Source organism: Marivita lacus (genome assembly GCF_014637725.1).
GTDB classification, from domain to species: domain Bacteria; phylum Pseudomonadota; class Alphaproteobacteria; order Rhodobacterales; family Rhodobacteraceae; genus Marivita; species Marivita lacus.
On sequence record NZ_BMFC01000007.1, the window covers coordinates 79,421 to 102,973 of the forward strand.

The window sequence follows — 23,553 nt, forward strand, 5'->3', positions numbered from 1 at the left end:
GTGCTGCGAATACCGCTGACTGCCTGATCTCTGCTCGGTTTCGGTGAATGTTTTTCACAGGCTAGACGTGTTTTTAGCCGTGTTGGCATCCCAGCCAGACGGCCATTGGGATGATTGCCATTGAATGGCTCCAGAGCCCCTGCGTCTCCGTGCATCTACACTTTGGGTTTCCCAGGTCGACCAGCCGGGGAAACCGCACCCGACACCTGTGCTGCTGCGTCCTGTTCGAGCCCGTTTTGCGAAGGACAAAAGCAATGCGACCAGCAGATCTGGAATGATCGTTCCGAATATGCCTAACTGTGGTCAGGATGCCCGCCAGACGAGGCACGCACACAGAGAGGTCACCCATGGTCAGAATGACATTTTCCACGGCCGCAATGGCGCTTGGCACAACCCTGCTTTGCGCCCTGCCCGTTGCCGCTGAAACCTTCCGTTGGGCCGGTACAACCGATCCGCAGACAATGGATCCGCATGCGGTCAACGCCGCGCCGGTCCTGTCCTTTCTCAACAATGTCTACGAAGGCCTCGTACGGCGTGGCCCCGAGATGGGTATCGAGCCGTCCCTCGCAACATCCTGGGAGGCGCTGCCGGATGGCGCGGGCTGGCGCTTTACCCTGCGTGAAGGTGTGACTTTCCATGACGGAGCGGCATTTAACGCAGACGACGTTATCTTTTCCTATGAGCGCGCAATCTCAGAGCCGTCGGACGTCAAATCCTGGTTTGCCTCGATCACCGAGGTGGTCCGCGTCGATGATTTCACAGTGGATTTCCTGACATCCGCGCCAAACCCGCTTTTCCCCGGCTCGATTGCCAACTTCATGATCCTCGATGCGGATTGGGCCACGACAAACAGCGCCGATCTGCCTGCACGCGATGCCGAAAACCATGCGACGCGGAATGCCAATGGCACCGGTCCCTTTGTGCTGTCCTCGCGCGATCCGGGGATCGAGACCCGTCTGACCCCGCATGCAGGTTGGTGGGACAGCGCGCAGCACAACGTGACCGAGGCCGTCTTTACGCCGATCGGCAACCCGGCCACCGGCCTCGCGGCACTTCTGTCCGGCGAGATCGATTTCATCTCGCCGATCCCGTTGCAGGACGTCGAACAGGTCGAAAGCCGCGACGGGTTCAAGGTGCTCGCGGGTCTTGAGACAAGGGTGATCATGCTCGGTTTCGGGCATGACCATGACACGCTCAAATATTCGGATGAGACCAATGACACCAACCCGTTCCTCGATCCGCGCGTGCGCCTTGCCGTGGCTCAAGCCATCGAGGTGGATACGATCGACCGGGTGATCATGCGCGGTGCCGCTGAACCGGCCAGCCAGCTTTTGCCTGCGGGCCTGTCTGGCTTTTCGGACGAACATGCAGACCGTCCGGATTTTGATGCGGAAGCCGCAAAGGCCCTTCTGGCTGAAGCGGGATATGCGGATGGGTTTTCCTTTGGCCTGATGTGCACCAATGACCGCTACATCAACGACGAGGCTGTGTGCCGGGCAGTTGCCTCCATGCTGGCCCGCATCGGGGTAACGGCGAATGTCAACGCCATGCCTGTGCGTGGCTATTGGGACGAACTGCGTGCTGACAATTTCGACATGTATCTGCTGGGCTGGTCGCCGGGCACGTTTGACGCCGAGCACCCGATCCGCTTTCTTGCGCATACGCCGACAGAGCGGCTGGGCACATGGAACTTCGGTGGCTATTCTAGCGCCAGGATCGACGAACTGCTTGAGCCCATCCAGCAGGAAATCGACGAGGCCGCACGTCAGGCCATGATCGATGAAGTGGCAGGCATCCTGCAACAGGATGTCGCCTATGTGCCGCTTTACACCGAGCCACTGATCTGGGCGATGAAGGACAGCATCGACGTGGTGCAGCGCCCCGACAACTTCTTCATGCTGCGCTGGGTTTCGGTGAACTGAGGCGACAGGAGGCAAGGTGATGGTCGGGTATGTCTTGAAGCGGCTGGTTCAGTCCGTCTTCGTGATGCTGGCCGTCGCCTTCCTTGCCTTTTCCCTGTTCACCTTTGTCGGCGACCCGATCAGCCAGATGACTGGGGTCGAGACATCGCTGGAAGATCAGGCCCGGCTCAGCAAGGAACTGGGCCTGAACGATCCGTTCTTCGTGCAGTTCATCCGCTTTATCGGTGACATGCTGCGCGGTGATTTTGGCTATTCCTTTCGTACGCGTGAACCTATCGGAGAGATGCTGCTCACCCGCCTGCCCGCCACGCTGGAGCTGGGCACTGTCGCTCTCGTGATCTCGCTGATCGCGGGCATTCCTGCCGGCATCTACACGGCGCTGCGTCCACGTGGCTTGGTCAGCCAAACGATCCTGATCAGCACTCTGATCGGGGTGTCGATCCCGACCTTCGTCATCGGCATCCTGCTCATCTTCCTCTTTGGCGTGCAATTGGGCTGGCTGCCCACTTTCGGGCGCAGCGGCACAGTCGAGATCGGCTGGTGGCGCTCATCGCTCTTTACCGCGGAGGGCTGGCGCTCACTCGTGCTGCCTGCGCTGACGCTGGGCCTGTTCCAACTCACGCTGACGATGCGGCTGGTGCGTGCGCAGATGATGGAGGTGATGCGCACGGACCACATCCGCTTTGCCATCGCGCGGGGCGTGCCGTGGCAGAGCATCCGTTACCGCCATGCATTATCCAACACGATGATCCCGGTCATCACCATCATCGGGCTGCAATTCGGCGGCGTGATCGCCTTTTCCATCGTCACCGAAAGCGTTTTTCAATGGCCCGGCATGGGTTTGCTGTTTCTGGAATCGATCCGCTTTGTCGATATTCCGGTGATGAGCGTCTACCTCGTGGTCATCGCCTTCTTCTTTGTCCTGATCAACCTGCTGGTCGATCTGCTCTACGTGGTGATCGACCCCCGCCTCCGCGTGAGGGAGAGCGCATGATGCTCGCCCGCCTAAAGCGTTCCGAAGGGATATGGCTGTTCTCGCGAAGCCCAGCCGCACTCCTTGCTGCCATCGTGACTTTGGTGATCGTTCTCGGTGCCTTGCTCGCACCATGGATTGCGCCCACGAACCCCTATGATCTTGCCTCGTTCTCGCTGATCGACGGTTTGCTGCCGCCCGTCTGGGAGGCAGGTGGAGACGCGCGCTTCGTGCTGGGCACCGACGATCAGGGCCGCGATATGTTGTCGTCGATCCTCTATGGTGCCCGGCTATCCCTGTCGATTGCGGCGATGGCCATGGCGGTGGCTTTGGTGCTGGGTGTCGGGCTGGGACTGGCCGCAGGCTATTTCGGCGGGCGGTTCGATGCGATCGTCATGCGGATCGCAGATGTGCAGCTTGCGCTGCCTGCCATCCTGACCGCTCTTTTGATCGACGGTATTTCGCGCGGGATACTGCCCCGCGATCTGCATGACGATCTGCGCATCGCTGTGATCACTCTGGCCATCGCGCTGTCGCTTTGGGTCAATTTCGCCCGAACCGCGCGGGCCTCGGTCTTTGTCGAACGCAACAAGGATTACGTGCAGGCGGCAATCATGATGGGCCAACATCCGCTGCGCATCATGCTGCGGCATATCCTGCCCAATATCGTTGGCCCCCTGCTGGTGATTGCCACGGTGGACCTTGCCTCGGCGATCCTGCTGGAGGCGACCTTGTCCTTTCTTGGCGTAGGCCTGCCTGCGGATTCACCCTCGCTCGGCACATTGATCCGCATCGGGATGCAGTACCTGCTTTCGGGCGAGTGGTGGATCCTCTGGATACCGACGCTGTTCCTCGTGGTGCTTGTCGTGGCCATCAACCTGCTGGGTGATTTCCTGCGCAACCTTTTCAACCCGAGCCTGCGCTGATGTTGAAGGTCGAGGGTCTTTGCGTGCAGTTTAAGCACCGGGGTGGCGCATCGCTTGCGGTCGAGAATGTGTCGCTCGATGTCGCACAGGGCGAAATTCACGGGCTTGTGGGTGAATCCGGTGCTGGCAAATCCACCATCGGAGCCGCCATCATGGGCCTGTTGCCCGCCGCCGGAGAGATTGCCGCGGGCACGCTGATGCTGGGTGACACCGACCTGCGGCGCCTGAGCCCGGTCGAAGCGCATCGCCTGCGCGGCAAGCGGATCTCCATGATCTTTCAGGATCCGCAAACCAGTCTCAACCCGCTGATGACCATCGAGGCGCAGTTGATCGAAACGATCCTTGCGCATGAGGACATCTCCACGGATGCAGCGCGCAGGCGGGCAATTGATCTACTGGAAGAGATCGGCATTGCAAATGCCGAAACGCGCATCCGGGCCTACCCGCATCAATTCTCGGGCGGGATGCGGCAGCGGGTGGTGATCGCGCTGGCGCTCTGTACCAATCCCGAACTGATCATCGCGGATGAACCGACAACCGCGCTTGATGTTGCGGTCCAGGCGCAGGTGCTGGATTTGATCCGGCGCTTGGCCAGAACGCGCGGTGTGGGGTTTATCCTCATAACCCACGACATCGGTGTGATTGCACAGGTGTCGGACCGCGTTACGGTGCTGCGCGGTGGCAAGGTGATGGAGCAAGGCGAAACCGCCCGCGTGCTCGGTCAGCCCGAACACGCCTATACCACCGCGCTGATGGCTGCCGTACCCCCTCTGGGGCGACGGCTCGACCGGTTTCGCCTGCCGCGTGTCGCGGGTGAGGCGGAGATTGCCACACAGGTGGACCTGGCCCGCGAGGCCGAGGATTGGCTGATGGCTGGCACGGGCACAGGACCTGGACCCGCGCTTGATATATCCGGGATCACGGTGCGGTTCCGCGGCGAGCGGCGTGGCCTCTTCGGTGCGCGCGAGGATTTCACGGCGCTTGAAGATGTCTCGCTGTCGGTGCGCCCCGGCACGGTCATGGGGCTGGTGGGGGAAAGCGGATCCGGAAAATCAACGCTGGCCAAGGTCATCGCAGCGCTTGTGCAGCCTGTCAAAGGCGACATGCGTCTGGATGGTGCGCGCCTGCCGCCAATGCGGTCACGGGCGCGCTCTGATCCGTCGCGGCGGATGGTCCAGATGGTGTTCCAGGATCCCTATTCCAGCCTCAATTCCCGCCACCGCGTGATCGACATCCTGTCCGAGCCGCTCTGGCTCTACGGTCTTGAACGCGACGCCGCGCGGCGTGACCGTCTGGCGCGGGCGATGCTGGGCTTGGTCGGGCTGATGCCCGAGGCGGCAGACCGCTACCCGCACCAGTTCTCGGGCGGTCAGCGGCAGCGTATCGCCGTGGCGCGCGCGCTTCTGTCCCGCCCCGGACTGCTGCTTTGTGACGAGCCGACAAGCGCGCTGGATGTGTCGATCCAGGCGCAGATCCTGAACCTGCTCAAGGACATGCAGGCGCGGTTCGGCCTGACCACCTTGTTCATCAGCCACAACCTTGCCGTGGTGCGCCAGATGTCGGACGATATCGCGGTGCTCAAGGATGGCCGGCTGGTAGAAACCGGCCTGTCGGAGGCCTTCTTTGCCGCGCCGACCGCGTCCTACTCGCGTGATCTGCTGGCCCAGACACCAACCGTGCGCTTTGACGGTGAGACATCCCCCGCGACGCGGGCAAAACACTCGATCCGACGCGAATGAGACCATGAGCGCCCAAACCCCATCACCCCGACCACGCGGCAGGCCAAGGAATGTGGCGCCGGAACAGGCGCTGGAGGCCGCGATGCGTGTGTTCTGGGCAGAGGGCTACGACGCCGCGTCCATTGACCAGCTTTGCCGCGAGACGCACATGCCGCGGTCCAGCCTGTACCAAATGTATGGGGACAAGGAGGGGTTGTTTCTGGCCGTCATTGCCCATTACGTGAAAACGCACCTTGCGCCCCTTACCGATGCCTTGGGTCCATGCGGGACGCTCAAAGCCGATCTCTCCAATTTCTTCAACGAAGTTGTGGCACTCGCCACGCGCGACAGCCGCACCCCCGGCTGCCTGATTTCCTGCGTGCTGGCCGAGGTTGCAGGCGCGAATGACGTTTTTCGGCAGGAGCTAGACCGCCGCTTCTCGGCGCTGGAAAACAAGATTGCGCAGCGCCTCGCTCATGAGGACGCCGCACAGCCGAACTCTGAAACTCAGGCACTGGCCGGCATGCTGGCAGCTGTCGCGCGCGGCATCATGCTGCGCGCACGCTCGGGGGCCCGACGTGCGGACCTGCACGCGGTTGCGGTGATTGCTGTCAAACGCGCCGTATAAGCGTCGATTGGACATCGATCCCAAAACCGGGCAGCAATTATACCGGTTTTCCGATCCCGCGGGAAATCCGGACGTTCAAAATCATGAAGCGGAAAATTCAAAAAACGCATCCGGATTGGGCGCACACGGGCAATCCGCACGTCACGGGTCGACGTGATCTCCCAAAATGTCCTCGTTTTTCGTTAGGGTCAGCGACGTTGGCATGCCAAGCCAGACCTCTCACTGCTTTACGCGCGCTCACACACACGAGACCCAGGCAAGACCTCTGACGCGGGGTCTTGCCTGATACGAATACGCGGCGCGTCCTTGGCCCCGGCAAAGATGGAGCCGGTCAAAGCTGTGCATGGCGCGGCAGCTCCGAAAGACTGCAGGATCGTTGACCGATACGCAGCCCACGCATAACACTTTTAATACTACGTCTCGACGTCGATTCTTTGAACCCCAAGTGTGTCACAGCGCATGCCAAAGCGAAAATTCCGCACCCGCACCGCATGATATAACGAATTTCAGGAAAGCCCCATGTTGATCTCCGAAGAGATTATTGCGCGCTATTATGTTGGCTATTACAACAGAGCCCCCGATCCCGAAGGCTTCGCATTCTGGGTCTCGAATTTCGAAGCTGGCGTCTCGACGCTCCAGATCGCCAATTTCTTTGCCGACCAGGACGAGACCCGCGCACTTTATCCCTATTTCGCGGACCCGGACAGCGGGACACCGGCGCAGTTCATCACATCCGTCTATCAAAACCTGTTCAATCGCGAACCGGACGCAGAGGGTCTGGAGTTCTGGGTCACCGCGCTGACCAGCGGTGGTGTGGATACCGGACAGATGATTGAAGCGATCATCGAAGGGGCGAGAACCAATCCCGATTTGGCCGTGGTCCAGAACAAGGTGGCAAGCGCGCTTTATTGGGAGGATCAGGCCAATAACCTGCCTGATTTTTCCTACGACGCAGGCGCCGCGCAATCGGCGAATTCCGCGCTGTCCGTGGTGACATCCGATCCCGCATCCATCCTTACGTCGCAAACGCAGTCAAACCTGTATTTTGCGACCTTGAACGAAGACAAGGGCGATCCCGGTGCGGGTCTGACCACTGACGGCTCCACGGATGACAAGCTCGGCATTGCGGGACCGGAGGCGAGTTCTTCGGGAGATTTGTCCATCTCCACGTTCGAGGCTGGCGTTGTGCTGAACCTTTCAGCCTTCCAAAGCGATGCGCGCTTTGCCGGCATTGACGGGTCGGGACAGACGGTTGTCGTGATCGATACCGGGATCGACCTCAACCATCCTGCATTCGGGCCCGACACGGATGGCAACGGGATTTCCGATCGCATCATCTTCAGCCGCGATTTTACGGATGAACGGGATGGCACCGCGAACGATGAAGAAGGGCATGGCACCAACGTCGCGTCCATTGTTGCCTCCTCTGCGTCTGCATTCCCCGGCGTCGCACCCGGTGCCAATATCGTCGCCCTGCAAGCGCTCGACAGAACCGGTTTTGGCACCAGCCTGTGGATCGAGGAAGCCTTGCAGTGGGTCGTGCAACATGCCGAAGCCCTGAACATTGTCGCGGTAAACATGTCGCTGGGGGATTCCTCCAATGGCAACTTTATCCAAACCGACCCGATCTATGGCGACGAGTTGAGTGCGCTGGCCAACCAGCTCGGCGTGACAACCATTGTCGCTGCCGGCAACGCCTATGCGGAGTTTCAGGTTGAAGGGGCCAGCTCGCTGTCTCGCGATCCCAACACGATCGCAATAGGCGCGATCGGAGGGACGTCCGCCACACTCGACGACGTGACGTTCTTTTCGCAGCGCTCGTCTGTGATACCGACGATTTTTGCACCCGGTGCGGAGATCAACGGTGCAGCTCCCGGCGGTGGGACCGCGGCGTCGTCCGGCACCAGCCAGGCCGCGCCGCATGTGGCAGGCATGGTGGCACTGGCCCAACAACTTGCCCAGCAAGAACTTGGCAGATCCTTGAGCCCAAGCGAGATCGCAAGCCTGCTGATCCAAACCGGTGATCGGTTTGTTGATGATGAAACCCCCGACGACCGCGTTATCAACACGAACAATACCTATGTGCGCGCCGACATGTTCGATTTGGGAGAGGCGATCCTGGCACTTTCCGGTGCAGCTCCCGGCGGCGGCGGCGGGTCCACACCACCACCCGCCGGCAATGACATTCCCGGCACGATTTCCACGGACGCGACCGTGGTGGTCGGCACGCCGGTGAGCAGCCAAATCGATTTCGCCAGTGATGAAGATTACTTCGCAGTCACTTTGACCCCCGGCGATTATGAAATTTCGCTCAAAGGGGCCGCCTCGGGTGGTGGGACCTTGAGCGATCCATACCTCACGCTTCTGAACGGATCGGGTACCTTCATTGCACAAAACGACGATGGCGGCACCGGGTTGGACTCTCTGATCGAATTTACAGTCAGCACCGGTGGCACCTATTTTATCAACGCAAGCGCGTTCGGCTCTGCAACGGGGACTTACTCGCTCGAGGTGGTGCAGACAGGACAGGGCAATACCGGCGAGATCGGTGATACGTTCAGCACCGCAGGGCGTCTCAATGTCGGCTCCAGTGTGACAAGCGCGCTTGAATTTGGCGCTGACCGCGACTGGTTCGCAATCGATCTGATCGCAGGTCAAACCTACACCTTCGATCTGATCGGGGATACCCTGTCCGACCCATATCTCTACCTTTACAACAACAGCGGTGCGGTTGTGGCGGCTGATGATGATGGGGGTGAGGGGTTCAACTCCAGTCTGACATTCACCGCGGCCCGAACCGGTACGTTCTATCTGTCGGCGGAAGCGTTTCTCTCGAGCCAAACCGGCACATATACCCTGTTGGCCTCCGGGCAGAACGCAAACCGCGATGACTTCTCTGCCAACCCGGACACATCCGGCTTTATCGATGCAGTTGCAGGGCAGGTCGTTGGATCGCTTGAAATCGCGGGCGACCGGGACTGGTTCCGGGTCGATCTCGAGGCAGGCAGCGCCTATGATTTCGGGCTTGAGGGCAGTGGTTCGGGGACGTCTTTGCGCGATCCCTATCTCTATCTCTATGACAGCCAGGGCAATCTTGTGGCCTCGAATGATGACGGTGGTGACGGTCTGAATTCGCTGCTCAGCTATTCTGCAATCAGCACCCAAACCTATTATCTGGAGGCGGCCGCCTTTGGCGATGCGAGTTCCGGAGACTACGCACTGAGCGCTGTCCGCACCAGTGGCAGTGGAAACACGGGCGTGGATGTCCCGGGCAATCCAACGAGCACGGTCAATATCGCTCCGGGACAAACCATCATCGGCACAATCGATGCACCTGGGGACACGGACTGGTACGGGGTCAACGTCGTTGCGGGTCAGACCTACCAATTCGGCCTGACACCGAGCGGCGCCAATCCGATTGCAGACCCTTACCTGACCTTGTGGGATGGGCAGGGCAATTTCATCACGCTGAACGACGATTTTGACGGGTTGAACTCCGTCATCGAATTTACCGCATTCCAGACAGGGCGGGTCTTTATCGCAGCGGAAGTCTTTGATTTGTCGGCGGATACAGGGACCTATGCGCTCAGCCTGACAACGCCCTTCAGCGCGCCGCTGGACGTGGCGGGCGATCCGTCGACCACAGCCACATTGTCCGAAGGCCAGATCATCCAAGGCATCACTGATGAGCCGGGTGACCTTGACTGGTACGCCGTCGACCTAACTGCAGGGGTCTTCTATCAGTTCGCTCTCGTGCGTGGCGAAACCAACCCGATCGATGACCCGTTCCTCGTGCTTTATGATGCAAATGGAGAGGTGCTGGCTTTCGATGACGATTCAGCCGGGGATCGTGAAGCGCTGATCCAGTTCACCGCAATCACCTCTGATCGGGCCTATATCTCGGCGGAAGCTTACGATCTGGACACCGACAGCGGCACCTACATCATTGCGATGGACAGCTCCGCCGCCACGATCACCGGTGTGTCGGCATTTGGAGACTTTGAACATTTCGGCTAAGATGCCGGGTCTGGGCAGGGTGCCCTTTTCCATGGCACTGCCCTGCTGTGACATTTGAAATCGAGGTGCCGCCCGTCCTGCTGCGGCACCGCAATGCGGAGCTGCCAGTGACACAGAGCCCAAAATCAGCCGCCGACACGGGGGAAGTGCGCGCCGCAGGCGCGTCCTTGCGCTGGACCCGGGTGGCTGGGACGGTCGAGTATGAACTGAGTTATGACGCGCCAAGCGCCTGTTACAGCCCCGGCGAGCTGCAGCACGCGATCACTGTCTCGAATGGGCTTACAACACTCGCAATCGAGGCAGATGTCGCGTTCAGGGATGGCATCTGCGCACAAACGATCACGAGCCTGGTGTTTCAAGGCGCCGCACGTGACATCCATGGCCCATTTGCAGTTTTTGCCACTGTGAGCGACGGGCGGAGCGGTCGGCAAATCACATTGACGGCGGCGGACTGAGGTTATCTCCTCATTGTGGCGTGCGGAACTATCGTTTCACATATGGCCAGATCGGCTGATGTGCAGAGGTCAGCGGTGGGCCACGCCGCATATAGCGAGACAGCAAGTCGCTTGTCGATTGCGATACTGATCTTCCCGCCGAAGGGGGCCCGCTATGTGAAGTGATGGCCGCGAAACAGAACCACCTTGGCCTGACCGTCCGGAATGATTACCTGTTGGTCAACGGAGGCTCCCATGCAGAAATTCTCGCTTCTCGACCTGTCGCCCATTCCTGAAGGCAAGACTGCCGCCGATGCTCTGGCCGCGACCGTCGAGCTCGCTCGAGCTGCGGAACGCTTCGGGTATCACCGCTACTGGTTGGCCGAGCATCACAATATGCCCGGCATTGCGAGTGCCGCCACCGCCCTGGTGATCGGGCATGTCGCTGCGGCCACATCGCGGATGCGGATCGGTGCCGGGGGCATCATGCTGCCCAACCATGCGCCGCTCGTGATCGCCGAACAGTTCGGAACCCTCGCCACGCTCTATCCGGGTCGGATCGATCTGGGATTGGGCCGGGCTCCCGGCACCGACATGGCCACGGCCAGGGCGCTGCGTCGGCACATGTCACCCGAGGACAGCTTCCCGCAGGACGTGCAGGAACTGATCAGTTATTTCGAGGACAGCGCCGACACCGCACCCGTGCGTGCCATTCCCGGAACCGGCACCCATGTGCCAGTCTGGATTCTGGGCTCAAGCCTTTATGGCGCGCAACTGGCCGCCTGGCTCGGCTTGCCCTATGCCTTTGCGTCGCATTTTGCACCGGCCATGCTCGAGCAGGCACTCGCGATCTATCGCAGCACGTTCCAGCCCTCCGACCGTCTGGAAAAACCCTATGTGATGATGGCGGCCGGGGTCTGCGCAGCCACCACCGATGCAGAGGCGACGTTCCTGCGCTCCTCGCAGCTCCTAGCCTTCGCACGGCTCAGAACCGGCAGACCGGGCAAGCTGCCGCGTCCCACCCGAGACCTGCACCAAGAGATACCGGCACCGGTCATGGCCCAGGTGGAGCAAGCCCTGTCCTGCTCCGCCACAGGCTCGGCCGCAACGCTCCGGGACGGGCTGCGCGCGCTCATTGACACCTATCAGCCGGACGAGCTGATCGTGACCGGCATGATCCACGACCACAGCGCGCGCATCCGCTCCTTCGAAATCGCGGCCCAGGTTCTGGGCGATCTGTCGGAAGGTGCCGTGGCGGCCTGAGGCAGGAAAGCCGAAAACCGCGCTTCAAGATGTGGTCACGCTGCGCAATTTCAGCAATCGCGGAACGAAGCCTGTCTGCTGTTTGGCCAGCTTCACAGAAATTACTGGGCGGGCTGGCAATTTTTGTTCGCGTCTGCAGGGTTGCATCATGTACTTGAGCTTACCCATGTCCGGCATCGGTCGTAAACTGGCGCGCAAGCTCGGGGGTTGGGCTGTTGGGCAAGATCCGGGAATAGACCGATTGCAGATGCGCGTGCATTGCAGATGCGGCCAAATCCCCCTCACCCGACCCGATGGCGGAAACTATGTCATCATGTTCAAAAAAGCTCGAATAGTCTTCGGCCGGTTTGCGCGTCACGCGCGGCTGCCCCCAGAGGATCGACCGGCGGACCGAGTTCAGGGTCTCGAAGAAATACAAGAACAATTGGTTGCGGGTCGCGCGTGCAATGGCGTGATGCAGGTTGTTGTCCCACGCCTCATAGGATCGCCAGTCTTCAGCCTCTCTGCACCTTTGCGCACAGAGCCGCATCTGGTCCCGATCTGACCGCGTGGCGTGCAGCGCAGCAAGTCGGCAGAGCTGCGGTTCGATGGTGAAGCGCACTTCCACCACCTGCTCGGGTTTGATCTGATCGCCGAGATAGGTCACGTCGCGCAGGTTCAACACGGGACGCGACCCGACGAAGGTCCCCCGCCCGACATGTCGCCAAATGCGCCCCTGCGCTTCAAGCTCTGCCAGTGCCTTGCGCAGTTGGTTGCGGGTTGTGCCCAAGGCCTTGCACAGCTCGCGTTCCGGCGGAACACGGTCGTTGTGCCGAAATCCTGCGGTATCGATCAGATCGCGTAGCCTTTGCGCCAAGTCGGTCGTCGAAGTCATGTTCCACCCAATTCGCTGATTGGTTGATTGCCCCAACCCTAAGTCGACGACACATACTTGCAAAGGGAAGACATGTCCGTGAGTCGTGCATCCGAGACCGTGCGAAGTTCACAGGACACAAATAGGGGAGGAGCGCCACGTGCGATTGGCGACCATTTCAGCAGATGGCAAAGAAATTTGCGTCGCATGTTTGTCGGACGGCCGCATGCTGGACATCTCGCAAGCTGCAGTGTCGATGCAGGCCCTGATCGAGGGCGGGACACCCGCGCTCGACGCGGTGCGCAGGCTCGTGGCAGAGGCCGAGGACGGCCAGCATCAGGACAAGGTGATCGGTGGCTGTGCCGCGCTTTTGGCGCCGATCCCGCAGCCGCGGAAAAACATCTTTTGCGTCGGACGCAACTATGCCGAACACATCGCGGAAGGCGACCGCGCGCAGAACCAGAAAACCGGTGTGTCTGACCATCCGGTCTTTTTCACCAAGCCTCCGACGTCGGTTGTGGCACCGGACGGCGATGTCCTGCTTTTTCCCGATGTATCGACATCGATCGACTACGAGGTGGAGCTGACGGTGGTGATCGGCAAGGCCGGTCGCAATATCGCCAAGGCCGATGCCATGTCTCATGTGTTCGGCTACACGATCCTGAACGATATCACCGCTCGCGACATCCAGCGCCGCCACGGCGGACAGTATTTCAAGGGCAAGGGTCTGGACGGGTCCTGCCCCATCGGGCCGGTCATCGTGACGGCCGATGACTTCACCGATCCGCATGCGCTGTCAATTGGCCTGAAGGTGAACGGCGAACAGCGCCAGGATGGCGCCACGAAAGACATGATCTTCGACATTCCAACGCTGATCGCGTCCTTGTCGGAAGGGCTGACGCTCGAGCCCGGCGACATGATCGCGACGGGAACCCCGTCAGGCGTGGGCTATGCGATGGACCCGCCGCAGTTCCTGAAAGATGGCGACACGGTGGTGTGTGAAATTTCCGGGATCGGGACGCTCAGCAACACTGTGCGCTCCGTATAAAGGACCCGCCGCCTTCTGGCGCGGCGAAAAGGGTCAGACACGATTGGGAGGAGAACCATCATGATCAACAGAAGAACCTTTACCGCCTCACTGCTCTCGGCTGTTCCGGCTGCGGGCCTCTTGGGTACATCGGCATTCGCGCAAAGCTTGCGGGACATCACGTTTGTTCAGCCAAGCCCGTCTGCGATCAACTCGTTTCCTGTCTTCGTGGCAATCGGCGAAGGATATTTTGCCGAAGAAGGTCTGAACGTCACGGTCGAGGCCATCAACGGTTCCGGCGCGGTGCTGCAGGCCTTGTCCGCAGGGCAAGCCCATTTTGGCCGTCCCGGTCCCGGCCCCGTGATCGCGGCCAAGACACGTGGCGTGGATGCCGTGATGATCTATAATGTGGCCGCGCGCAGCAACTTCGGCATCGCGGTTCAGCAGGACAGCGACATCCAGGGGATCGAGGGCCTGCGTGGCAAGGTGATCGGCACCGGCACGGCGGATGGCGCAGAGGTGGGCTTTGCCCGCAACGTGATGGCGGGGTCAGGTTTGACGGAAGGTGAGGATTATACCTTCCTGACAGTGGGTGACGGCGGTCCGGCAACCGCGGCGTTCCTCAACGGCGAAATCTCAGCTTATTCCGCGTCAACGGCGGACACTGCCATTTTGAACCAGCGCGGCATGGCCGTGCGGGACATCACGCCTGCGGAATTCGGCCGTTTCTTCGGCAATGGTGTCGCGACGATGGCCGACACCATCGCGAATGATCGCGCACTGGTTGAGGCATGGAGCCGGGCCTTCACACGCGGTCATGCCTTTGCGCTGGACGACGCCAACCGGGACGCGGTGCTCAAGCACCTCGCCGACGGCAATCCGCAGGAAGGCGAAGACAAGGAATTCCAGTCTGCACTCTTCGATGCTGTCCGCTCCAAGACCATTCCGTCCGATGACTCCCCGCATCTGGGCTGGTTTCCGGCCGAGGTCTGGCAGGAATGGCAGGATTCGCTTGTTGCAGGCGGCGACATTGCCGCCCCGCTCGAGGATCTTGGCGCGGTCTGGACCAACGAGTTTGCCCAGATCGGAAGCGAGGCTGCAGGCGGATGAGCACTGCCTTGGCACAAGACTATTCCGGCGCGCCTCTAGGCGCGCCGGTCTACGAATTGACACAGGTCAGCAAGACCTACGCGCGCAACAGTGTGGTTGCGCTGGAAGACGTCAGCCTCACCCTGCGCAAAGGCAGCTTTACCTCGGTCATCGGGTCCAGCGGCTGCGGGAAGTCGACATTGCTCAAGATCATGGCCGGGCTGATACCGCCAAGCAAGGGACGGGTGATCCTGCAGAACCAACCCGTGAAAGGACCGCGTCGCGACATCGGCATGATGTTCCAGCAGGCCACGCTGTTTCCTTGGAAGACGGCCGTGGAAAACATCGTGCTGCCGATCGAGATCCGGGACGGCAAGGCTGCTGCCAAAAAGGCCATGGACAAGGCGCATGAGCTGCTCGACATCGTCGGCCTCAAGGGTTTTGAGAACGTCTATCCCAACGAATTGTCGGGCGGCATGGCACAGCGCGCCTCGATCTGCCGGATGCTCATCACCGAACCGGCAGTTCTGCTGCTGGACGAGCCATTCAGCGCCCTTGATGAGCTGTCGCGCGACATGATGAACATGGAGCTTCAGCGGATCTGCCGCGAACAGGACGCAACGGCGTTCCTCGTCACCCATTCCATTCAGGAAGCCGTCATCCTTTCGGACGAAATCGTGGTGATGAAACCACGCCCGGGCCGCATTGCCGAGATCGTGACTGTCGATCTTCCACGACCCCGGACGCTCGACATGATGACAACGCCGAAATTCGGCGAAATCGTCGACTACATTCGGGGCATGCTGGACAAGGGAGAAGACATGTGACCGAGTATCAGACCAATGCGCCAACCGACACCGAGACAGTGCAGGACACCGTGTGGGAACAGGAAGTGTCGTTTATCGACTCTGTCCCGCGCTGGATCGCGATGACCTTCGTATTTGTTGTCTTTGTCGGAACATGGCAACTGGTGACAAGCTTCGGCCTCGTGTCACCGATCATTCTGCCAACTCCGATGGAAACCCTGAAGGACATGATCTTCGTCGGAAAAAACCTTGCGACAGGTGGCTACATGCTCGCAGCACTTTGGATCACGATCCAGGAAGTGATCTATGGCTTTGCCCTTGCCATTGCGATTGGCTTCTCGCTTGGCGTTCTGGTCGGAGAGACCGCGTTCGGCGAAAAGGCGGTGATGCCATACCTCGTGGCCATCGACACAATGCCGAAAGTGGCATTTGCGCCCTTGTTTGTTGCGTGGCTGGGCTTCGGGATTGAATCCAAAGTGGCCTTGGCCGCGTTCATTGCGACCTTCCCGATCGTGGTCGGCACTGCCGCCGGCCTGCACGCGGCGGACGAAAATGCCCGCATGCTGTTCAAGACCATGGGGGCCAGCCGGATGCAGACGCTCATCAAGATGAAGCTGCCCACAGGCCTGCCGCAGATCTTCACCGGTCTCAAGATCGGCGCGGTGGGCGTGATGGCGGGTGCGATCACCGGCGAATTCCTTGGCGGTGGCAAGGGCTTTGGCGAACTGATCCGCGTTGCGGCCTCGCAGCTCAACACGCCGCGTGTGTTCTCGTTGATCCTGTATCTCAGCGTCGTCGGGCTGGTGTTGTACCTGCTTGTACAATGGACACAGCGCCGGGTCGTGTTCTGGCAGAAGGAAAGCGTCGGGTCTTACGATGGCTGACAGCCCTGCAGTGGCGGTCGATGCCTTGCGCGATTTTGTCGCCCATGCATTGACCACCTGCGGGGTGCCGGAACCGGACGCCGGCAAGGTTGCAGGCCTCATGGTCGATGCCGATATCTACGGCTATGACACGCATGGCGTGTTCCGCCTGAGACAATACCTTGCACGGCTCAGGGACGGCGGTTGCAACCCAACCGCACGCTTTTCCATTGCACATGAAACCGTCGCCTCGGCAGTGATCGACGGCGACAACGGTTTGGGACATCTGGCCATGGCTGCCGCGCGGGATCTGGCCATCAAGAAGGCACGGACCACCGGGATCGGCTGGGTCGGCGTCCGGCGCGGCAATCACGCCGGGCCGCTTGCGCTTTATGTGCGTCCGCAGGCCGAAGCCGGATTGCTTGGAATGGCCGCCTCTGTAGGCAGCGCGAACCACGTCCCGCCCTATGGTGGCACGGACCTGCTGATCGGCACCAATCCCATCGCCTTTTCGGCACCCGCCACTGGGCCCGATCCCTTCGTCTTTGACATGGCCACCACGGTCGCGGCAATGGGCAAGATCAAGACGCTGTTGCAACAGGGCAAGGACATGCCCGAAGGCTGGATGGTCGGGCGCGACGGCACGCCGCTGACCGATCCGGCACAGAGTTCTGATGGTTTTCTGCTGCCCATCGGCGGACCAAAGGGGTTCGGCCTCTCGGTCGCCATCGGGCTGATGGCCGGCGTTCTGAACGGTGCTGCGTTTGGGTCGAAGGTGGTGGATTTCACCAAGGACACTACATCGCCCACCAACACGGGGCAGTTTGTAGTGGCCCTCGATCCTGCCGCCTTTGGCATCGGTGACGGCTTCGCCGAGGAGGCTGCGCGTGTCTTCTCTGAAATGCGCGCCTCAGCGCCGCTGCCCGGTCATGACAGGGTGCGCCTTCCCGGCGATGGCAAGAGCGCTGCTGCGGAGGCGCGCCGCGAAAACGGACTGACCCTCAACCCCGCCTTGCGCCGCGATTTGAACGCGCTCGCTGCCGATTGCGGTCTGGATGCGCCCTTCCCCGAAGACGAGCATTAATCATGTCGGGATGTGAGGGCAGCGGCGATACGCTCAGCCCCCGCAATCTTTTTAGGCTTGGTCTCTGACCGTTCCACCACCTATGTCAGCACTCGACCGGCTCTGCCAGCCGCACGGCAGTCTTGCCGCGCCATAGTCTGCGCGAGGGCATGATAAGAACTGTCTCGGGATGCGGCGCACGGATCTCGGTTGGGCCGTCATGTCCGATCAGCGTGCCCTCGGGCAAGCGTTCCAGCCCGGACCAATCTTCGGCAAAGCGGAAATCGTCGGTTTCGATCGTGACGGCGCGCGAGACCTGGAAGAACTGCATCGGTTCGGGGGCGGGACGATCGGCCAGCCAATCTTCGGCGAAATCCGCAACCACAGACCCGGTCGCGCGCAGGAAACGGATGGCGGTTTCGATCGCCACACCCTCGGCGGGAGCTTCCCAATGCTGGCCGGCTTCGACGAGCATGGCGTTGCGCGGCGACGCCGGATCGGAAAACCCGCCGTAATCCCGCATCCGCATGCCTTCGGCATGGCCATGGTCATTGATGACCAGGTCAGGGTAACCAACGCTGCGCGCCAGATCGCGTCCCTTGGGTCGAAGCCCCGCGATGGTCAGTGCATTGGCCTTGTTCTGCATCGAATGGATGTCGAGCAGCAGATCAACGGTGTCGAGCCACGGCCGCACCTCGCGTGCGCGACGGAGTTCCTCGGTCAGTTTGCGGTCAGGGTCGTCCAGCGTGGCGGGCGACCAGAGGCGGTTGAAATCCTCGTCGATCCAGCGCGATGCATCAGGCACATCCGGGTCGAACGCCTCGTGCGCCGCGACATTCATGAACGCGAGCGACAGCTTGCCTCGGTTGGGTCGCGTCTCACGCCGCATCATCCAGTCCAATGCCAAAGAGCCGCATGGCTCATTGCCATGCACGATGGCGGTGATCGCGACATGGGGTCCGGGCTGACCGCTGTCGAATGTCCAGATGTAAGGAATTGCACCCGTGCCCGCTGCATAGGGTGTTATGTCCGGTGGGGTCAGTTCGACGAGAAACGGGTTGGGCAGGCCGGTGGCCGATCCACTGCGCGGTTGAGTCATTCTGCGGGGTTCCTCTGCAACCGGGTTTCAACATATTGGGCAAGATGAGCGGCAAGGTCCGTGAAGCTGGCCTTGAGTTCGGCATATCCCGCGTTCGGCTCTCGCGTGGTTTCATCCATGTAAAGCTTGCGGTTGACCTCGATCTGTATCGAGTTGCGGTGCAAGGCGGGCGCGCCATTGGCACGGATCAACTCCATCCCCTTGTAAGGGTCGTTGATGGCAACCGAATAGCCGCGTTCAGTCAGAAAGGCGCGCACAGTTTCGGTAAACTCTGGCTCGCAGGCTGTACCGTCCAGATCCCCGAGGACGAAATCAGGCCGCGGCGTACCGCGAGCCTGCGTCGACATCGCCGAGGCGACTTCCTGCATCGAATGACAGTTGACATGCCAGACCCTACCCCAACGGGTATGGGCCTGATCAAGAAGCGCGCGCAGTCGCGACACATATGGGCTGTGGTAGCGCGCGACACGGGCTGCCACCTCGTCCGCCGTCAGGTGGCGGGCATACATCGGCCCTCCATCGGGCGGCACTCTGGTCCAGCAGAGGCCGATGCCAAGGCTGCTTTTCACAGTCGGGTTCAAGGGCACGGGGTACGCACCCTCGATCTGAGCCGGGTCCATATCGTCGGCGGCGCGGTTCGCATCGACATAGGAGCGGGGGAAATGCGCCTCGAGCAGCACCGCGCCCAGGTCGGTGGCCCCTGCCCAGAGATCCGCCACATGCGTATCCTCGGCATTGCGCAGAATTATTGGGTCTGCGGCGTGGTCGAAATCGACCGGGTAGTCCGTGCCGGAATGAGGGCTGTCGAAGACGAGCGGCAGGCGCTGGCCTTCTGCTCCCTTGACGCTGAGAACACCGGGGATGGTTTCGGTCATTCGGTTCCTCCATCGTGCAGGTGGCAGGCGGTGCTATGATCGCCTTCGGTGATCCTGCGCGGCACGTCGCGTCGGCAACGAGGGCCAGCCATGGGACAGCGCGGGTGAAAATGGCAGCCCGGCGGTGGATTGAGTGGCGATGGGATTTCGCCCTTGACCGTCCTGAAAACCTGACGACCCGCGCCAAGACGCGGCACCTGGTCCAGAAGCGCCTGCGTGTAGGGATGACGAGGGCCATCAAACAAGGCCTCGGTCGGGGCAACCTCGACGATCCGGCCGAGGTACATCACGACCACCCGGTCGGCGATATGTTCCACAACGCCAAGATCATGGCTGATGAAAAGATAGGTCAGGTCGAGGTCGCGCCGCAGATCCTGGAACAGGTTGATCACTTGCGCCTGGATCGACACGTCCAGAGCCGCGATGCTCTCGTCACAGATCAGGAACTCGGGTTTGACGGCTAGGGCACGCGCGATGCCGATGCGTTGCCTTTGTCCACCCGACATCTGGTGCGGGTAGCGCTGCGCGAAGGCGCGGTCGAGCCCGACCTTTTCGAGGAGCTGATCGACATAGTCCGCGACGCTCTGCCGATTGGTCAGACCGTGATAGACAGCCGCCTCACCGATGATGTCGGCAACTTTCATGCGCGGATTGAGAGAGGACATCGGGTCCTGGAAGATCATCTGGATCCGCAACCGCTTTTCGCGCGCCCGGGCACTGCGGGCATCGGTGATATCGATCCCCTCGAAACGGATTTCCCCGTCACTGACCGGCAAGAGCCCGGCCACCATGCGCCCCAATGTGGATTTTCCGCAGCCACTTTCCCCGACCAGGCCCACGACCTCACCACGAGCCACGGTGAAACTGGCAGTATCGACCGCGTTCACGCATGTTTCGCGAAGATCAGCTCCCAAACGCCGGGCAAGCCGTTCGACACCGTCCAGCTTCTTTTCGAACCGGCGTGATACGCCGTTCAGTTCAAGCATCGCGGTCATGCGGCGCCCTCCGTCTCGACGATCGGATGAAAGCAGCGCAGACCGCGTTTCGGTCCGATATCGGTGATGGCCGGGGCTTTTGCACGACAGGTCTCGTCGACCCGGTGACAGCGCGGGGCGAAGGCGCACCCGACAGGCAATCGCGCCATGTTCGGTGCCATGCCGGGGATCTGTGTCAGCCGCTCACCCCGCCGTCCGTGGCCGGGGATCGACCCCAAGAGCCCCTCGGTATAGGGGTGACCGGGTGCGGTCAGGACGTCATCCGTCGGCCCGGATTCGACAATGCGGCCCGCGTACATGACTGAAACCTTGTCCGCCAGCCCCGCAACAACGGCCAGATCATGGGTGATCCAGATCAGCGCCGTGCCGGTTTCGCGAGCCAGCTCCTGGACCTCTGCAAGGATCTGGCTCTGGATCGTCACGTCCAGCGCAGTGGTCGGCTCATCGGCGACGATCAGGTCAGGACCGTTCAGAAGAGCGATCGCGATGGCGACACGCTGGCGCATGCCACCGGAGAACTGATGTGGATAGGCCGCCAGCCTGTCGGCGGGCGAAGGGATGCCTACGCGCGCCAGAACCCTGATCGCGCGGTCTTTCGCGGCAGCGTGGCTGACTCGGTGATGCGCACGGACTGCCTCGACCATCTGGGTTTCGATCCGCAGAACCGGGTTCAGTGTCATCATCGGGTCCTGAAAGATCATCGCGATCCTGTTGCCACGCAGGCTGCGCATCTCGCGGTTCGACAATGTCGCGAGATCCTGACCTTTGAAGTTGATCTGGCCGCCGACCACCCGGCCCGGAGCATCCACAAGTCGCAGAATGGAAAAGCCGGTGACTGACTTGCCAGAGCCGCTTTCACCGACAAGGCCCAGCACTTCGCCCGCGTCCAGCGAAAAACTGACGCCGTCCACCGCCTTGACGACGCCTGCATCGGTGAAGAAATGGGTCTGCAGATCGCGCACATCGAGAACACTCATCGTGTCAGCCTCGGGTTCAGAGTGTCGCGCAGCCGGTCGCCAACCATGTTGATGGAGGCCACGATCGCCAGGAGTGCGACGCCAGGATACATGCTCATCCAGTATTGGCCCGACAGCATGTAGCCATACCCATTTGCGATCAGCAGCCCCAGCGACGGCTGGGTGATGGGCACGCCGACGCCAAGAAAGGACAACGAGCTTTCCAGCACGATGGTGTTGGCAACCTGCACGGTCGAAATCACGATCAGCGGTGGGATGCAGTTGGGCAGCAGGTGTCCAAAGACGATCCGCCAATCAGGCAGGCCCAGACCACGCGCGGCATCTATATATTCCTTCCGCGTCTCCGACAGGGCGGTTCCGCGCACCGTACGGGCGTAATAGGCCCATTGCACGATGATCAGCGCAATCACGATCTTGTCGAGGCCGCGCCCGAAGGCTGCCATCAGCATCAGCGCAACAAGGATCGAAGGGAAGGAGAGCTGGAAATCGACGATCCGCATCAGGATCGTCTCGATCCTGCCTCCGGCCCAGGCGGAATAGATGCCGACGACCACTCCGATCGCCATGGCCGCAAGCGTCGCGGCGATGGACACCGAGAGCGAAACACGCAAGCCGTAGAGAATTCCCGACAGGATATCGCGGCCCTGCTCGTCGGTGCCGAGGTGAAAGGTCATGGAACCGTCGAACGTGGTCGATCCCGGCGGCAGGCGGCCGTCCATGATATCAAGCTGGCGCAGGTCATACGGGTTCTGCGGTGAAAGTTCCGTAGCGAAGATCGCCAGCACCACCAGCAGCAGCAAGCTGGCGGTCGCGACATAGGCCGAGGGGCCGGAAAAGAACTTGCGGTATTTGCCCTTGAGCAGCGCTGCCGCAAGCACAATCAGCCCGACGAGCAGGATGATCCGCGACACCAACGGCGGCAGGCCGACACCCGACAGCAGCATGCTCAGTGATGCCGCAACTGCCACGCCGGCCATGCGACTGGTGATGCGCCAGCGTTTGCCCAGATCGACAGGAGGTGGCGTGGTCTCTACCGCGCTCATGTTGCCTCCCCCCTCACTCGAACTCGGGGGTCGAGCAACGTGTAGATCACGTCGACCGTAAAGTTGATGATGATGAAAATGATGACCGTCAGCATCAGGTAGGCCACGATCACCGGTCGGTCGAGCGTCGTAATGCTGTCGATCAGCAGCTTGCCCATGCCGGGCCACGCAAAGACGGTTTCGGTCACAACGGCGAACGCGATCATCGAGCCCAACTCGAGGCCAAGAACCGTGATGATCGGAATCATGATGTTCTTGAGAACATGCACCACGAGGATGCGGGTTTCCGAGAGGCCTTTGGCGCGGGCGAATTTCACGTAGTCCTGCATCAAGGCCTCTTGGGTTCCAGCGCGCGCGAGACGCGTTACAAGCGAGGCCTTGTAGAGCGCGAGTGTGAGCGCGGGCAGGATCATGTATTGCAGACCGTCGGCCGAAAAGATCGACAAGCGCATGCCCAATACCTCGACAGTTTCGCCGCGCCCGGTCGAGGGCAGCCAGCGCAGTTCGACTGCAAAAATGAGGATCAGCAGCATGCCAACCCAGAAATTCGGCAGCGAGAAGCCGAAGATCGAGCCGGTCATGATCGCCCTGCCCTGCCACCGGTCCGCCTTGTAGCCCGCATAGACCCCAAGCGGGACACCGATCATCACAGAGAAGATCAGCCCCAAAAGCGCCAGTTCCAAAGTCGCTGGCATGTAGGACAGGATCAGTTGAACAGCAGGTTCGCCATGCACGAAACTGCGTCCAAGATCGCCCTGCAAGGCGTTGCCGATGAATTTGAGGAACTGGATATGCACCGGCTGGTCAAAGCCGAAACGGGCCATGGTTTCCTCGACCTCCAGCGGCGTGGCATCGGGCGAGATCAGGATGTCGACAGGATTGCCGATCATGTAGACGCCAAAGAAGACGACGATCATCATGGCGATCAAAACAAAGACCGACTGCGCAAGGCGGCGGAGCAGAAAGACCAGCATCGTCTATG

At 61.0% G+C, this 23,553-nt stretch carries 20 protein-coding genes; 13 read left to right on the plus strand and 7 right to left on the minus strand.

What is annotated here, in order from left to right; translation table 11 throughout:
- Positions 1 to 347 precede the first annotated feature (347 nt).
- From IEV82_RS13970 to IEV82_RS14005, 8 genes are all read left to right on the plus strand, one after another.
- Positions 348 to 1,922 carry an ABC transporter substrate-binding protein gene (locus IEV82_RS13970; protein ID WP_188482653.1) on the plus strand — a complete coding sequence of 525 codons (1,575 nt, stop codon included), beginning with the start codon at positions 348 to 350 and terminating at the stop codon, positions 1,920 to 1,922.
- Positions 1,923 to 1,941: 19 nt separating this feature from the next.
- Positions 1,942 to 2,916: an ABC transporter permease gene (locus tag IEV82_RS13975; protein WP_188482654.1), complete on the plus strand. Its 975-nt coding sequence runs from the start codon at positions 1,942 to 1,944 to the stop codon at positions 2,914 to 2,916.
- Positions 2,916 to 3,821 (plus strand): ABC transporter permease, encoded by a 906-nt coding sequence (locus IEV82_RS13980; protein WP_188482760.1) that lies wholly within the window; start codon positions 2,916 to 2,918, stop codon positions 3,819 to 3,821. Before IEV82_RS13975 ends, IEV82_RS13980 begins: the two co-directional genes overlap by 1 nt.
- A 23-nt stretch (positions 3,822 to 3,844) precedes the next feature.
- On the plus strand, positions 3,845 to 5,560 hold the full coding sequence (locus IEV82_RS13985) for a dipeptide ABC transporter ATP-binding protein (RefSeq protein WP_229747806.1): 1,716 nt from the start codon (positions 3,845 to 3,847) through the stop codon (positions 5,558 to 5,560).
- A gap of 52 nt (positions 5,561 to 5,612) precedes the next feature.
- Positions 5,613 to 6,167, plus strand: a complete 555-nt coding sequence (locus tag IEV82_RS13990) for a TetR/AcrR family transcriptional regulator (protein ID WP_188482656.1) — start codon at positions 5,613 to 5,615, stop codon at positions 6,165 to 6,167.
- Positions 6,168 to 6,686: 519 nt separating this feature from the next.
- The gene (locus IEV82_RS13995; protein ID WP_188482657.1) at positions 6,687 to 10,184 is read left to right on the plus strand and encodes a S8 family serine peptidase; all 3,498 of its coding nucleotides are present in this window, start codon (positions 6,687 to 6,689) and stop codon (positions 10,182 to 10,184) included.
- A 107-nt stretch (positions 10,185 to 10,291) separates the two neighbouring features.
- Positions 10,292 to 10,639, plus strand: a complete 348-nt coding sequence (locus IEV82_RS14000; protein ID WP_188482658.1) for a hypothetical protein — start codon at positions 10,292 to 10,294, stop codon at positions 10,637 to 10,639.
- A 234-nt stretch (positions 10,640 to 10,873) separates the two neighbouring features.
- Positions 10,874 to 11,881 (plus strand): LLM class flavin-dependent oxidoreductase, encoded by a 1,008-nt coding sequence (locus tag IEV82_RS14005; protein ID WP_188482659.1) that lies wholly within the window; start codon positions 10,874 to 10,876, stop codon positions 11,879 to 11,881.
- A 160-nt stretch (positions 11,882 to 12,041) separates the two neighbouring features.
- On the opposite strand, the gene IEV82_RS14010 is transcribed toward IEV82_RS14005, so the two are convergent.
- Positions 12,042 to 12,755 carry a FadR/GntR family transcriptional regulator gene (locus IEV82_RS14010; RefSeq protein ID WP_188482660.1) on the minus strand — a complete coding sequence of 238 codons (714 nt, stop codon included), beginning with the start codon at positions 12,753 to 12,755 and terminating at the stop codon, positions 12,042 to 12,044.
- A gap of 205 nt (positions 12,756 to 12,960) precedes the next feature.
- Between IEV82_RS14010 and IEV82_RS14015 the strand changes: the two genes are divergently transcribed.
- Genes IEV82_RS14015 through IEV82_RS14035 form a run of 5 tightly spaced genes read left to right on the plus strand, consistent with a single transcriptional unit; the run spans position 12,961 to position 17,603 of the window.
- Positions 12,961 to 13,782 carry a fumarylacetoacetate hydrolase family protein gene (locus tag IEV82_RS14015; protein ID WP_229747807.1) on the plus strand — a complete coding sequence of 274 codons (822 nt, stop codon included), beginning with the start codon at positions 12,961 to 12,963 and terminating at the stop codon, positions 13,780 to 13,782.
- 60 nt (positions 13,783 to 13,842) lie between these two features.
- The gene (locus tag IEV82_RS14020; protein ID WP_188482662.1) at positions 13,843 to 14,871 is read left to right on the plus strand and encodes an ABC transporter substrate-binding protein; all 1,029 of its coding nucleotides are present in this window, start codon (positions 13,843 to 13,845) and stop codon (positions 14,869 to 14,871) included.
- Complete coding sequence (locus IEV82_RS14025) at positions 14,868 to 15,677, plus strand: ABC transporter ATP-binding protein (RefSeq protein WP_188482663.1); 810 nt, start codon at positions 14,868 to 14,870, stop codon at positions 15,675 to 15,677. The genes IEV82_RS14020 and IEV82_RS14025 overlap by 4 nt, the downstream gene beginning before the upstream one ends.
- Positions 15,674 to 16,540: an ABC transporter permease gene (locus tag IEV82_RS14030; RefSeq protein WP_188482664.1), complete on the plus strand. Its 867-nt coding sequence runs from the start codon at positions 15,674 to 15,676 to the stop codon at positions 16,538 to 16,540. Before IEV82_RS14025 ends, IEV82_RS14030 begins: the two co-directional genes overlap by 4 nt.
- Positions 16,533 to 17,603 (plus strand): Ldh family oxidoreductase, encoded by a 1,071-nt coding sequence (locus tag IEV82_RS14035; protein ID WP_188482665.1) that lies wholly within the window; start codon positions 16,533 to 16,535, stop codon positions 17,601 to 17,603. The genes IEV82_RS14030 and IEV82_RS14035 overlap by 8 nt, the downstream gene beginning before the upstream one ends.
- An 85-nt stretch (positions 17,604 to 17,688) precedes the next feature.
- Here IEV82_RS14035 and IEV82_RS14040 read toward each other — a convergent pair whose 3' ends face one another.
- From IEV82_RS14040 to IEV82_RS14065, 6 genes are read right to left on the minus strand one after another with little or no spacing between them, the layout of a single operon-like run.
- Entirely contained in the window at positions 17,689 to 18,681 is a 993-nt protein-coding gene (locus IEV82_RS14040; protein WP_188482666.1) for a M14 family metallopeptidase, read from the minus strand.
- A complete protein-coding gene (locus IEV82_RS14045; protein ID WP_188482667.1) occupies positions 18,678 to 19,556 on the minus strand; it encodes an N-formylglutamate amidohydrolase in 879 nt (292 codons plus the stop codon). Before IEV82_RS14045 ends, IEV82_RS14040 begins: the two co-directional genes overlap by 4 nt.
- Positions 19,553 to 20,551 (minus strand): ABC transporter ATP-binding protein, encoded by a 999-nt coding sequence (locus IEV82_RS14050; protein WP_188482668.1) that lies wholly within the window; start codon positions 20,549 to 20,551, stop codon positions 19,553 to 19,555. The genes IEV82_RS14045 and IEV82_RS14050 overlap by 4 nt, the downstream gene beginning before the upstream one ends.
- Positions 20,548 to 21,528, minus strand: coding sequence for an ABC transporter ATP-binding protein (locus IEV82_RS14055; protein WP_188482669.1), 981 nt, complete (start codon positions 21,526 to 21,528; stop codon positions 20,548 to 20,550). The genes IEV82_RS14050 and IEV82_RS14055 overlap by 4 nt, the downstream gene beginning before the upstream one ends.
- A complete protein-coding gene (locus IEV82_RS14060; protein WP_229747808.1) occupies positions 21,525 to 22,571 on the minus strand; it encodes an ABC transporter permease in 1,047 nt (348 codons plus the stop codon). Before IEV82_RS14060 ends, IEV82_RS14055 begins: the two co-directional genes overlap by 4 nt.
- Positions 22,568 to 23,545 carry an ABC transporter permease gene (locus tag IEV82_RS14065; protein WP_188482670.1) on the minus strand — a complete coding sequence of 326 codons (978 nt, stop codon included), beginning with the start codon at positions 23,543 to 23,545 and terminating at the stop codon, positions 22,568 to 22,570. Before IEV82_RS14065 ends, IEV82_RS14060 begins: the two co-directional genes overlap by 4 nt.
- Between the last annotated feature and the right edge of the window lie 8 nt (positions 23,546 to 23,553).

Excerpts from the sequence above, each read along its gene's own strand:
- IEV82_RS13970 (WP_188482653.1), top strand. The coding sequence starts at position 348 with ATGGTCAGAATGACATTTTCCACGGCCGCAATGGCGCTTGGCACAACC.
- IEV82_RS13975 (WP_188482654.1), top strand. The coding sequence starts at position 1,942 with ATGGTCGGGTATGTCTTGAAGCGGCTGGTTCAGTCCGTCTTCGTGATG.
- IEV82_RS13980 (WP_188482760.1), top strand. The coding sequence starts at position 2,916 with ATGCTCGCCCGCCTAAAGCGTTCCGAAGGGATATGGCTGTTCTCGCGA.
- IEV82_RS13995 (WP_188482657.1), top strand. The coding sequence starts at position 6,687 with ATGTTGATCTCCGAAGAGATTATTGCGCGCTATTATGTTGGCTATTAC.
- IEV82_RS14005 (WP_188482659.1), top strand. The coding sequence starts at position 10,874 with ATGCAGAAATTCTCGCTTCTCGACCTGTCGCCCATTCCTGAAGGCAAG.
- IEV82_RS14010 (WP_188482660.1), bottom strand. The coding sequence starts at position 12,755 with ATGACTTCGACGACCGACTTGGCGCAAAGGCTACGCGATCTGATCGAT.
- IEV82_RS14015 (WP_229747807.1), top strand. The coding sequence starts at position 12,961 with ATGCTGGACATCTCGCAAGCTGCAGTGTCGATGCAGGCCCTGATCGAG.
- IEV82_RS14020 (WP_188482662.1), top strand. The coding sequence starts at position 13,843 with ATGATCAACAGAAGAACCTTTACCGCCTCACTGCTCTCGGCTGTTCCG.
- IEV82_RS14025 (WP_188482663.1), top strand. The coding sequence starts at position 14,868 with ATGAGCACTGCCTTGGCACAAGACTATTCCGGCGCGCCTCTAGGCGCG.
- IEV82_RS14035 (WP_188482665.1), top strand. The coding sequence starts at position 16,533 with ATGGCTGACAGCCCTGCAGTGGCGGTCGATGCCTTGCGCGATTTTGTC.
- IEV82_RS14040 (WP_188482666.1), bottom strand. The coding sequence starts at position 18,681 with ATGACTCAACCGCGCAGTGGATCGGCCACCGGCCTGCCCAACCCGTTT.
- IEV82_RS14045 (WP_188482667.1), bottom strand. The coding sequence starts at position 19,556 with ATGACCGAAACCATCCCCGGTGTTCTCAGCGTCAAGGGAGCAGAAGGC.
- IEV82_RS14050 (WP_188482668.1), bottom strand. The coding sequence starts at position 20,551 with ATGACCGCGATGCTTGAACTGAACGGCGTATCACGCCGGTTCGAAAAG.
- IEV82_RS14055 (WP_188482669.1), bottom strand. The coding sequence starts at position 21,528 with ATGAGTGTTCTCGATGTGCGCGATCTGCAGACCCATTTCTTCACCGAT.
- IEV82_RS14060 (WP_229747808.1), bottom strand. The coding sequence starts at position 22,571 with ATGAGCGCGGTAGAGACCACGCCACCTCCTGTCGATCTGGGCAAACGC.
- IEV82_RS14065 (WP_188482670.1), bottom strand. The coding sequence starts at position 23,545 with ATGCTGGTCTTTCTGCTCCGCCGCCTTGCGCAGTCGGTCTTTGTTTTG.